Source organism: Bacillus sp. AMCV2, assembly GCF_056033925.1.
Map to the genome: position 1 here is coordinate 1493782 of NZ_JBVYIB010000002.1, position 12457 is coordinate 1506238.

The window sequence follows — 12457 nt, forward strand, 5'->3', positions numbered from 1 at the left end:
ATAATTAGACTGAAATTTCGAAAAATAATAGAAATTTATTTCGGATATCGATATAGTGAAGATGATAAATGTTGGAAAGGTGCTGGATATGGAGACATTTAAAAGATTAAAAATGTATTATTGGCCGTACAGAAAAGTGTTTATGTGGTCGCTTCTAGCCATGCTTTTGATGACTGCAATTACTGTCGTTTATCCGATTATCCTGCAAATTACGATTGATGAGATCGTGCTGGGACGGCAGTATCAGCTTGCGGCGTGGGTCAGCTTAGGATTTATTGCGGTAATGGTTTTGAAAGGAATGGCTACCTTTTTTCATCAGTATTTAGGTGATATGTTCGGGATCAAATCCGTTTATCGGCTGAGAAATGGTCTGTATGAAAAACTGCAGCGGCTTTCTTTTTCTTACTATGATAACGCGAAAACAGGAGATTTGATGTCCAGGCTGACTGCTGATGTTGAAGGGCTTCGTTTTTTCTTATCATACGGTCTCGCTGAGCTCATTCGATTCGGCCTGCTGGTAGCCATCAGCCTGTCGGTTATGTTTTACTATTCTGTTCCTCTCACGCTTGTGACAATAGCTGTTCTGCCATTTCTCGCGGTTGCGGTATACCGGTTTGACAAAAGAGTCCATCCCGCCTTCAGAGGCATCCGCAAATCGTTTGCGAAACTCAATACAAAAGTCCAGGAAAATATCAGCGGCATTAATACGGTTAAATCTCTTTCAAGGGAAGATTTTCAGATCAGCACTTTCAATAAAGCCAATGCAGAATACAGGGCGCAGTATTTACAAACATCATCCATCTGGTCTGCGTATTTCCCTTTAATGGAGTTCATTGGTAACATTTGTATTGTAGCTCTCCTCTCATACGGCGGTTACTTGGTTATGCAAAATCAGCTCAATCCCGGCGAGCTTGTTGCTTTCTTCAGCCTTGTCAATTATATGATGTGGCCGATTATGAACTTAGGTTTTGTCATCAATATGTTCTCTCAAGCAAAAGCGTCAGGGGAACGCCTGCTCGACATTCTGGAAAAAGAAGAAGACATTACAGATCATCCTCATGCTTTGCATAAACAAAAATTAACCGGAGATGTCCATTTCAAAAATGTTTCTCTTGCATACGGGAAAGAACAAACAAACGCGCTGTGCAATGTAAGCTTTGAGGCAAACAGCGGGAAGGTAATCGGACTGTTGGGCCCGACAGGTTCAGGCAAAAGTTCAGTGACACAGCTTCTCACCAGATTTTACAGTCCTGTTAGCGGAATGATTACCATTGATCACAAACCCATCACAGATTATTCGTTAAAAACCCTTCGCTCCAATATCGGGGTCGTACTTCAAGAATCCTTCTTGTTTTCATCTACGATCAGATCAAATATTTCGTATGGGCGGCCGGATGCCTCAATGGAAGACGTCATCGAAGCGGCAAAAAGGGCGCAGGCTCATAACTTTATTATGGAGCTTCCTGATGGGTATGACACCATGCTGGGAGAGAGGGGAATGGGACTTTCCGGCGGACAGAAACAGCGTATTGCCATTGCGAGAGCCATCTGCTTGAACCCGAGCATTTTAATATTGGATGATGCCACAAGTGCAGTAGATATGCAAACGGAGCACAACATACAGCTTGCCTTAAAAGAAGTCATGAAAAACCGCACAACCTTTATCGTCGCACACCGCATTTCTTCACTGAAACACGCCGATGAAATTCTCGTTTTTAATAAAGGACGCATTCGTGAAAGGGGAACACATCATGAGCTTCTTGAAAAAGGCGGATACTATAAAAAGATTTACGATTTGCAATACCGTGATGTCAAAATGATTAATGAGCCGCATGAGGTCGGATAGGGAGGGGCCAAATGAAACAAGCGAAAAAACAGGCGATTTTAGAGCGTTTCTATTACTCTTCAGATGAAATCATTGAAAAGCCGTTTAACTGGGCTCAAATGTGGCGGCTGCTGAGCTATGTCAAACCATATCGAAAAACAATTTTGCCGCTTTCTTTTCTCACCGTATTGATTGGCACTGCTGTGAAGCTTGTGATCCCCATTCTGATCGGCGTTTATGTTCTTGATCAAGCGATTACAGGAAGAAACTCGGAGCTGCTGATTCAGCTCATTTTTATTATTAGCGGTTTATATGTCCTCAATTACGCCGCCAATGTGTTAAGAATCAGGTGGATGAATCAGCTTGGCCAGCATGTCATTTACGATTTGCGACAGCATTTATTTACCCATGTGCAGCGCTTATCCCATCGATTTTTTGATCAGCGGTCGGCGGGATCGATCTTAGTCAGGATCATGAATGATATTAACTCTCTTCAGGAGCTCTTTACAAGCGGAGTCATCAATTTGTTGACTGACTTGCTGCTTCTGGCCGGCGTGATTATCATTTTGTTTACGCTGAGCCCTGAGCTGACTATAGCCATCATGGTGACATTGCCGATTATGTTTTTTATTTCAACAAGTCTCAGAAAAAAAATACGCCGATCCTGGCAAACGGTACGGCTAAAGCAATCGAAGCTCAACTCTCATCTAAACGAAAGCATTCAGGGCATCCGGGTCACACAGGCATTTACGCAGGAAGAAGAAAACATGGCGTATTTTGACGGTGTCAATCAGGAGAACTACGAATCATGGCGGGAAGCAACTAGAAAAAATGCCATGTTCCGTCCGCTTGTAGAAATGACGAATGCGATTGGGACGGCTGTCTTGATTTGGTATGGAGCCACACTCATCATGAATGAAACCATTACGATTGGCGTCTTCGTTTCTTTTGCTTTCTATCTGGGGATGTTTTGGGAACCTATTTCGAGACTGGGTCAGGTCTATAATCAGCTGTTAATGGGGATGGCATCATCAGAACGGATTTTTGAGTTTCTGGACGAACAGCCAAATGTCAAGGAGAAGCCGAATGCCATTCATAATGAAAAGATAAAGGGGGAGATCAGTTTTGAAGAGGTTGAATTTTCGTATGATGAAAAACGAAAAGCCCTTCACGCCGTTTCTTTCTCTATTCCGGCGGGCTCGACGCTTGCGCTTGTCGGGCATACAGGGAGCGGGAAGACGACGATTGCGAATTTAATCAGCCGTTTTTATGATGCGACCGGAGGCACCATTAAAATAGACGGTATACCGATTAAGGATCTTTCCCTTGCCAGTCTGCGCTCTCAAATCAGCATTGTCCTGCAAGATACATTTATTTTCTCTGGGACCATCATGGAAAATATTCGTTTTGGAAGGCCAAATGCTTCGGATGAAGAGGTGATGAAAGCGTCCCAAGCGGTCGGAGCGGATGAGTTTATTTCCGATTTAGCGGAAGGATACGCAACAGAGGTAGAGGAAAGGGGCAGCGTACTGTCTGCCGGTCAGCGTCAGCTCATTTCATTTGCAAGAGCATTGCTCGCCGATCCGGCTATTATCATCCTTGACGAAGCAACGGCAAGCATTGATACAGAGACAGAAGTAAAAATTCAGCAAGCGTTAAAAACGCTTCTGAAAGGGCGTACAGCAGTGATGATCGCTCACAGATTGTCTACGATCCGCGACGCCGACCGCATCATTGTTCTTGATCACGGCAGGAAAATAGAAGAAGGGAACCATGATCAGCTGATCGCTAAAGGAGGCATTTATGCCGGGCTTGTGAAAGCGCAATACAGCACAGCGATAGAATAATATGAAAAGCCTTCAATATTGAAGACTTTTGGAAATTTATTAGAAAAACATGAAACTTTTTGATATCCTTCCCGTACTATTTGTTAGATATTCTCAAGGAGGTTTTGAAATGGAAACGAATGTAGAAAAAAACAGCGGAACGGCGACTGAAAAGCCTTCACTTTTCGGAGTAATCACAAGTCCGTCCGTTCAATTTGAAAGAATAAGAGAAAGGCCGGCTGTATGGGGACCGCTTTTGATTGTTGCAGCAATTATCATCGTCGGTGCCGTGCTGCAATCACTCGGTACGGATTATAGTGAGCTTTTGAAAAGCCAGGATACGCAAGGGCTATCTGCTGAACAAATGGAAACTGTCGCAACAATAACCAAATTTGGCGGAATGGCAGGCGCTATTATCGGCGGTATCGCAGCATTATTTATTGCCCCTCTTATTTATTGGCTCTGTGTAAAAATATCAGGCGGAGTTACGACATATAAAAAAATGCTTTCTCTCGGTCTGTTTGTCTCTTTAATTAGCAGTCTCGGATTATTGGTTAATGGAATCGTTGCTTTTACGACTGACGTGAATCCTCTTTACAGCACGACGTCACTGGCAGGGATTATCTCATCTGATGGGGCTCTTGCCAGCGTGTTAAATACCTTTGAAATTTTCAGCATCTGGAGCTTTGTATTATTAGCAATCGGGCTTCACAAAACGGGAGGCATCTCCAAAAAAGCCGGGTGGATTTCAGCAATTATTCTATTCGGAATTTTAGTTGTATTTTCATTCTTTTCAGGTTTAATCAATTCTGTGGCGGGTGCATAAGCTCATGAAAAAAGTCTGGATCGGAATTGGAATCGCAGTTATAGTCGCTCTTTTTATTGGAATCAATATATACCGGTCTGCCGCTCCGACAAGCGGCAGCGCCGGCAAGGAGATACAGACGGGGAGCGTTGAAGAAAATGAAATCTCATCAACGGTTATGGTTCCTGGCACGCTAAAATTTTCAAATGAACAGTATGTCTTTTATGAAGCGGATAAAGGGACATTAGAAGACATTAAAGTAAAGGAAGGCGATAAAGTTAAAAAGGGCACGCCTTTAGTCACCTATACAAATGAGCAGCTGAGCCTGGAAAAAGAACAGAACCAGTTAACGTCTGAATCCAATCGGCTTCAAATTGACCAAATTCAAGAAAAGTTAAAATCCTTAGACAGCAAAGAAAGAGAACTGGAAAAACAGGTAGGAAAGAAAGAAGCAGAAAAACAAATCGAATCTGAACGGACAGAGCTTCAAATGCAGAAAAAAACAGCGGAGATCGAATTAAAACAAACCGAGCTTCAGCGACAGTCACTTGCCAACCGGGTATCAGATCTTGAAGTGAAAAGCGAAATTGAAGGCACCGTTATTTCTGTCAACCAAGAAGCGGCATCCAAAAAGTCAGATATTCAAGAGCCTGTCATACATATCGGCAACCCAAAAGACCTTGTCGTCTCAGGGAAATTGTCTGAATACGATACATTGAAAGTCAAAAAAGGCCAGAAGGTCACACTCACTTCAGATGTAATACAGGGTAAAACATGGAAAGGCACGGTTTCCGCAGTCGGGCTTGTTCCGGATCAGCAGGAGAGCGCTGCGGCACAAGGAACAGAACAGGCGGTCCAATACCCGCTTCAAGTGAAAATAAAAGGAAATCTTCCAGAAGGAAAGCCAGGCTTTAAATTTATCATGAATATTGAAACAGATAAACGGAAAGCAAATACGCTTCCTTCAAAGGCAGTCAAAAAAGAAGATGACCAATATTATGTGTATACAGTAAAAGACGGAGAAGCAAAGCGAGTTGATGTCAAAATCGGCGAAGTGACAGATGACCTGACAGAAATTAAAGAGGGGCTTACCCAAGATGATCAAGTCATTTTGAATCCATCTGATCAGGTGACTGACGGAATGGAAGTGAAATCTTAAATGATTCAGCTTTCTAATGTGCGAAAAAGCTACCAGATCGGAAAGGAAACGTTTGATGTTCTCCATTCTATTGATTTGGACATTCATCAAGGTGAATATGTCTCGATTATGGGGCCGTCAGGATCAGGAAAATCGACGATCATGAATATTATCGGCTGTCTTGATCGGCCGACTTCCGGTACATTTCAATTGGACGGCGAAGACATTTCTTCATATAAAGATAAAGAACTGGCGGCAGTCCGTAACCGGTCCATCGGTTTTGTATTTCAGCAATTTCAGCTTCTTCCGCGGCTGAACGCAAAAAAAAATGTCGAGCTGCCGATGATTTACTCCGGGATAGGCAAAAAAGAACGTCAAGAGCGGGCTGAGAGAGCATTGGAAAAGGTCGGGTTAGCCGATCGAATGCTCCACATGCCCAACGAGCTGTCGGGCGGGCAGAAGCAGCGGGTGGCGATTGCGAGGGCGATCGTGAATGAGCCGAAATTGATTTTAGCTGATGAACCGACCGGCGCGCTGGATACGAAAACAAGCGAGGCGATTATGGATCAGTTTACAGCATTAAATGCCGAGGGAACGACAATCGTTCTGGTTACTCACGAGCCTGAAGTAGCAGATTGCACGAATCGGATCGTCATGGTGCGTGACGGAAACATTGTTCCTGCCAGCTCCGGACAAAGGAGTGTGGGAGAATGAGCCTGTTAGAAAACATCAGAATGGCTCTAAGCTCTGTCCTTGCCCATAAAATGCGTTCGATCTTAACGATGCTCGGCATTATCATTGGTGTAGGCTCTGTCATTGTTGTCGTTGCGGTAGGACAGGGCGGCGAGCAAATGCTGAAGCAGTCGATCAGCGGCCCGGGAAATACTGTGGAGCTGTACTATATGCCTAGCGACGAGGAGCTTGCAAGCAACCCGAACGCTGCAGCTGAATCTACGTTTACAGAAAACGATATTAAAGGTTTAAAAGGAATAGAAGGCATTAAACAAGTCGTTGCTTCGACTTCTGAAAGTATGAAAGCGCGTTATCACGAAGAAGAAACCGATGCTACGGTTAACGGAATAAATGATGGATACATGACTGTCAATTCTTTAGAAATCGAAAGCGGCAGAACATTTACCGACAATGACTTTCTCGTGGGGAATAGAGCCGGAATCATCTCTCAAAAGATGGCTGAAGAACTGTTCGATAAAACCTCCCCTTTAGGTGAAGTTGTCTGGATAAACGGACAGCCCGTTGAAATTATCGGCGTGCTGAAAAAAGAAACAGGCTTGCTTTCTTTCGATTTAAGTGAAATGTATGTGCCATTTAATATGATGAAATCCTCTTTTGGCACAAGTGATTTCAGTAACGTATCATTGCAGGTCGAATCAGCAGATGACATAAAATCGGCAGGAAAAGAAGCGGCACAGCTGGTAAATGACAATCATGGCATAGAGGATTCATATCAAGTGATGAACATGGAAGAGATTGCGGCCGGAATTGGCAAGGTAACGGCAATTATGACGACGATTATCGGCTCAATTGCAGGTATTTCCCTTTTGGTCGGCGGAATCGGTGTCATGAATATTATGCTCGTATCAGTCACAGAACGGACACGGGAAATTGGAATCAGAAAATCCCTCGGTGCGACGAGGGGACAGATTCTGACTCAGTTTTTAATTGAGTCAGTCGTATTGACGCTGATTGGCGGTCTGGTCGGGATTGGTATTGGATACGGAGGGGCGGCGCTTGTTTCAGCCATTGCGGGCTGGCCGTCACTCATATCCTGGCAGGTTGTATGCGGGGGCGTGCTGTTCAGTATGCTCATTGGTGTTATTTTTGGCATGCTTCCTGCAAATAAAGCCGCAAAGCTTGATCCTATTGAAGCGCTGCGTTATGAGTAGCCTCATGCAACATGCATGAGGTTTTTTTATGTTTAGTGATTTCTACTATGAATATAAAAGACTTTTTTCATTAAAATAAGAAGAAAATGTCGTACAATTGTCCTTATTTTTGTCGAATTTACAGTTTACAAACCCTATAGACATACGTTAATATGGAGAAACGTGAAAGATTTTGATAGTTATTGAATGAATTTGAATGATTTTAGTTGCCTAAACCGAAAATAGCGTTTACAATGAAATTGTATTCAAAATGAATACGTTTTCATTAGGAGGTGAAGCATGCTAACTCCTGAACGGCATCAATTGATTATTGATCAAATAGAAAAGCATGATGTGGTAAAGATTCAAGAGCTTATAAATCTGACTAATGCTTCTGAATCAACAATCAGAAGAGATTTATCGACACTTGAAGAACGCGGTTTTTTAAAGCGCGTTCATGGTGGAGCGGCCAAGCTTTCCGATATCAGACTTGAACCCGATATGCTTGAAAAATCATCCAAAAACCTTCACGATAAACTGAAGATTGCTGAAAAAGCAGCTTCTCTTTTAGAAGAAGGGGATTGCATTTACCTTGATGCAGGCACGACGACATTGCACATGATTGATTTTATGGATAAAACCAAAGATATTGTCGTTGTCACAAACGGGGTAATGCATATCGATGCATTAATAAGGAAAGAAATTTCTTTTTATCTGCTTGGAGGATACGTAAAGCACAGAACGGGCGCGATTATTGGAGGCGCTTCATTGATTGCTATGGACCAGTACAGATTTGACAAGAGTTTTCTGGGGACAAACGGTGTCCATACAGAGGCTGGATTCACAACGCCGGACCCTGATGAGGCCCTTTTAAAACAGAAAGCGATCAAACAGGCAAAACACGCTTACGTCTTAGCAGACCCTTCGAAGTTCGGAGAAATTTCATTTTCGGCATTCGCCGGAATAGGCGACGCAACAATCATTACGACTGACGCTGAAGAGCTTACATTCGATAATTACCAAGAAAAAACTGTCGTAAAGGTAGTGAAACCATGATTTACACTGTAACACTTAATCCATCTGTCGATTATATTGTTCACGTTGAAGATTTTACTGTAGGAGGCCTGAACCGTTCTTCGTATGATACCAAGTATCCAGGGGGCAAAGGCATCAACGTATCGAGACTGCTGAAAAGACATCATGTGGCGTCTAAAGCGCTCGGATTCGTCGGCGGATTTACCGGAGAATATATCAAAACATTTTTACGGGAAGAAAACCTGGAAACAGCTTTTTCTGAAGTAAAAGGGGATACCCGTATCAATGTAAAGCTGAAAACTGGTGATGAAACTGAAATTAACGGGCAGGGACCGACAATTTCGGATGAAGATTTCAAAGCCTTTTTAGAACAGTTCCAATCTTTGCAAGAGGGAGATATCGTCGTTCTTGCAGGAAGCATTCCATCTTCACTCCCTCACGATACTTATGAAAAAATCGCAGAGGCCTGCAAACAGCAGAACGCACGAGTTGTTCTGGATATCTCAGGCGAGGCTCTTTTGAAAGCAACAGAAATGAAACCATTTTTGATGAAGCCAAATCATCATGAGCTTGGAGAAATGTTCGGCACGACCATTACATCTGTTGAGGAAGCCGTTCCTTATGGGAAAAAGCTTGTAGAACAAGGCGCTGAACATGTAATCGTATCAATGGCCGGAGACGGAGCGCTTCTGTTTACGAACGAAGCTGTTTATTTTGCTAACGTGCCAAAGGGGAAATTGGTAAACTCAGTCGGAGCAGGGGATTCCGTTGTTGCAGGTTTCCTTGCCGGAATTTCCAAACAGCTGCCGCTTGAAGAAGCATTCCGCTTAGGAGTTACTTCAGGCAGTGCTACCGCGTTCTCTGAAGAACTTGGAACAGAAGAATTTGTCCAGCAGCTTCTTCCTGAAGTTAAGGTCACACGTCTATAGAGGAGGAAACACAAGTGAAAATAACTGAGCTTTTAACGAAGCATACGATAAAGCTTAATATTGAGAGCAAAGAAAAAGAAAATGTTATTGACGAAATGGTCACTGTTCTTGATAAGGCTGGAAAGTTAAATGACCGACAAGCCTATAAAGAAGCCATTTTAAATCGCGAAAGCCAAAGCTCCACGGGTATCGGTGAAGGAATCGCTATCCCCCATGCGAAAACGGCAAGCGTTATCAACCCGGCGATCGCGTTCGGACGTTCAAAAGACGGCGTCGATTATGAATCATTAGACGGTCAGCCGGCTCACTTAGTGTTCATGATTGCGGCGACTGAAGGCGCAAACAACACTCACCTTGAAGCATTGTCAAGGCTTTCAACACTGTTAATGCGTGAAGAAATCCGTAAGCAGCTCCTTGAAGCTGAGTCTGAAGATGCCATCATCGACATTATTAATCAGCACGATAAAGATGATGACGAAGAGGAAGAAGAAGAAGAAGCGGCACCAGCACCTGCCGGAAAAGGAAAAATTTTAGCGGTTACTGCATGTCCGACAGGTATTGCCCATACATTCATGGCTGCGGATGCCCTTAAAGAAAAAGCGAAAGAGCTTGGTGTGGACATTAAGGTCGAAACAAATGGGTCAAGCGGCATTAAGCACAAGCTCACTGCCCAAGAAATCGAAGATGCACCTGCAATCATTGTCGCAGCGGACAAGCAGGTTGAAATGGAACGTTTTAAAGGCAAGCGCGTACTTCAAGTTCCTGTAACGGCGGGTATCAGACGTCCGCAAGAGCTTATCGAAAAAGCGATGAATCAAGATGCGCCGATTTATCAAGGCAGCGGCGGCGGTTCAGCAGCTTCAAACGATGATGAAGAAGCGAGAGGCAAGTCTGGAAGCGGTATCGGAAACGCGTTTTATAAGCACCTGATGAGCGGTGTCAGCAACATGCTTCCGTTCGTAGTCGGCGGCGGTATTCTCGTTGCGATTTCATTCTTCTGGGGAATTCACTCTGCTGATCCGAATGATCCTAGCTACAACACGTTTGCAGCAGCATTAAACTTTATCGGCGGCGACAATGCATTAAAACTGATTGTTGCAGTTCTGGCCGGTTTCATTGCGATGAGTATTGCAGATCGTCCTGGTTTTGCGCCTGGTATGGTCGGCGGATTTATGGCAACTCAAGCGAATGCTGGATTCTTAGGCGGCTTAATTGCCGGATTCCTTGCCGGTTATGTCGTGATTTTACTGAAAAAAGTATTTACGTTTATCCCTCAGTCACTTGATGGATTAAAACCTGTTTTGATTTACCCGCTGTTCGGTATTTTTATCACTGGCGTATTAATGCAATTTGTCGTCAATACACCTGTAGCGGCATTTATGAATTTCTTAACAAACTGGCTTGAAAGCCTTGGTACTGGAAACCTTGTGTTAATGGGTATTATCTTGGGCGGCATGATGGCGATCGATATGGGCGGCCCGCTTAATAAAGCAGCCTTTACGTTCGGTATCGCCATGATCGATGCAGGCAACTATGCACCTCATGCAGCAATCATGGCCGGCGGTATGGTTCCTCCGCTTGGTATCGCACTTGCAACAACCATTTTCCGAAACAAATTCACTCAGCGTGACCGTGAAGCCGGTATTACATGCTATTTCATGGGAGCTGCTTTCGTAACAGAGGGAGCAATCCCATTTGCTGCGGCTGATCCGCTTCGCGTCATACCAGCTGCTGTAGTCGGTGCAGCTGTTGCCGGCGGATTAACTGAATTCTTCCGTGTAACGCTTCCAGCCCCTCATGGAGGAGTATTCGTAGCTTTCATTACAAACCATCCGATGCTTTACCTTTTAAGTATCGTGATCGGTGCTGTCGTGATGGCAATTATCCTCGGTATCGTCAAAAAACCTGTTACAGAAAAATAAGAAAAAAAGCGTCCTTGGTTCGAAAGGACGCTTTTTCTTATCCGGCCGGCAGGGAGCGCGGTTAAGTTATGTATTTTATTCTTTTTTATGATAAAGTAAAAGAAGAGAAACAACTGACATAGCAATTGTCTAGGAGGAAACACTTTGACCGAGGAAAAAAATACGAATACTGAGAAAACGGCGAAGAAAAAAACCAATACGTACCTGGAATGGGGTAAAGCGATTGTCATCGCTGTTCTGCTGGCTCTCCTGATCCGTCACTTTTTGTTTGAACCGTATTTAGTTGAAGGTTCATCTATGTATCCCACATTACATGACGGAGAAAGGCTGTTTGTGAATAAAACAGTCAACTATATCGGCGAGCTGAAGCGCGGAGATATCGTTATTATCAACGGTGAAACTTCTAAAATCCATTATGTAAAAAGATTGATCGGAAAGCCTGGAGAAACCGTTCAAATGAAGGATGACACGCTTTATATAAACGGTAAAAAAGTAGCCGAGCCTTACTTGTCTAAAAACAAGAAGGAAGCAGAAAAACTTGGTGTCAGTCTGACAGGAGACTTTGGACCGGTTAAGGTTCCGAAAGGCAAATACTTTGTCATGGGAGATAACCGGCTGAATTCGATGGACAGCCGAAACGGGCTGGGACTGATCGCGGAAGATCGAATTGTCGGCACATCGAAGTTTGTCTTTTTCCCGTTTAACGAAATGCGTCAAACAAAATAAAAACGCCTTGCTGGCCTAGGACAGCAGGCGTTTTTATTTTGAAAAAGAAGCGACCAATGCAATGCATAAAACCGTGATGAACACTGAACCGATAATAGCTAGCACACTGAAGAAAAGGTGAACCTGTTTGTTCTCTTTTCCGCGCTTTTCTAAAAGCCGTTTAGAAAAAATGTGCGAAAATATGTAAATAAGGGCTATGCCTATATATAAGCCGATATCTTTGGCGGTAAAGCCTGTTACGGCAAGGTAAAAGCCCGTAAAAAAGATCAGTAAGCAATATTCAGTAAGTGTTAAAAGCCTCAACGTGTTCCTCCATGAGAGTGTGTAATTTTCCAGGCGGATGCATTCTCTCTCTTTAATTGTAACAC

Annotated in this window: 11 protein-coding genes; 10 read left to right on the forward strand and 1 reads right to left on the reverse strand. The window is 43.6% G+C overall.

The features are described from left to right. Positions 1-88: 88 nt before the first annotated feature. The 10 genes from AC0OMA_RS07945 to sipT all read left to right on the forward strand — a co-directional run bounded on the left by AC0OMA_RS07945 (position 89) and on the right by sipT (position 12089). Positions 89-1846 carry an ABC transporter ATP-binding protein gene (locus tag AC0OMA_RS07945; protein ID WP_322839591.1) on the forward strand — a complete coding sequence of 586 codons (1758 nt, stop codon included), beginning with the start codon at positions 89-91 and terminating at the stop codon, positions 1844-1846. Between the two features lie 11 nt (positions 1847-1857). Continuing rightward, positions 1858-3672: an ABC transporter ATP-binding protein gene (locus AC0OMA_RS07950; RefSeq protein ID WP_474222023.1), complete on the forward strand. Its 1815-nt coding sequence runs from the start codon at positions 1858-1860 to the stop codon at positions 3670-3672. A 109-nt stretch (positions 3673-3781) separates the two neighbouring features. Then, positions 3782-4477: a YknW family membrane protein gene (gene yknW / locus AC0OMA_RS07955; RefSeq protein WP_474222024.1), complete on the forward strand. Its 696-nt coding sequence runs from the start codon at positions 3782-3784 to the stop codon at positions 4475-4477. A gap of 4 nt (positions 4478-4481) precedes the next feature. Further along, positions 4482-5615 (forward strand): efflux RND transporter periplasmic adaptor subunit, encoded by a 1134-nt coding sequence (locus AC0OMA_RS07960; RefSeq protein ID WP_474222025.1) that lies wholly within the window; start codon positions 4482-4484, stop codon positions 5613-5615. Further along, positions 5616-6308, forward strand: a complete 693-nt coding sequence (yknY, locus tag AC0OMA_RS07965; RefSeq protein WP_474222026.1) for an ABC transporter ATP-binding protein YknY — start codon at positions 5616-5618, stop codon at positions 6306-6308. Then, positions 6305-7498 carry a sporulation-delaying-protein transporter subunit SkiZ gene (gene skiZ / locus AC0OMA_RS07970; protein WP_474222027.1) on the forward strand — a complete coding sequence of 398 codons (1194 nt, stop codon included), beginning with the start codon at positions 6305-6307 and terminating at the stop codon, positions 7496-7498. The genes yknY and skiZ overlap by 4 nt, the downstream gene beginning before the upstream one ends. A gap of 279 nt (positions 7499-7777) precedes the next feature. Further along, positions 7778-8533 (forward strand): DeoR/GlpR family DNA-binding transcription regulator, encoded by a 756-nt coding sequence (locus AC0OMA_RS07975; protein ID WP_014476685.1) that lies wholly within the window; start codon positions 7778-7780, stop codon positions 8531-8533. Next, positions 8530-9441, forward strand: coding sequence for a 1-phosphofructokinase (gene pfkB / locus AC0OMA_RS07980; RefSeq protein WP_032725621.1), 912 nt, complete (start codon positions 8530-8532; stop codon positions 9439-9441). The genes AC0OMA_RS07975 and pfkB overlap by 4 nt, the downstream gene beginning before the upstream one ends. 14 nt (positions 9442-9455) lie before the next feature. Then, the gene (locus tag AC0OMA_RS07985; protein WP_181219082.1) at positions 9456-11363 is read left to right on the forward strand and encodes a PTS fructose transporter subunit IIABC; all 1908 of its coding nucleotides are present in this window, start codon (positions 9456-9458) and stop codon (positions 11361-11363) included. A gap of 144 nt (positions 11364-11507) precedes the next feature. Further along, the gene (sipT, locus tag AC0OMA_RS07990) at positions 11508-12089 is read left to right on the forward strand and encodes a signal peptidase I sipT (protein ID WP_003232348.1); all 582 of its coding nucleotides are present in this window, start codon (positions 11508-11510) and stop codon (positions 12087-12089) included. A gap of 33 nt (positions 12090-12122) precedes the next feature. Here sipT and AC0OMA_RS07995 read toward each other — a convergent pair whose 3' ends face one another. Continuing rightward, positions 12123-12392 (reverse strand): hypothetical protein, encoded by a 270-nt coding sequence (locus AC0OMA_RS07995; protein ID WP_003232345.1) that lies wholly within the window; start codon positions 12390-12392, stop codon positions 12123-12125. Between the last annotated feature and the right edge of the window lie 65 nt (positions 12393-12457).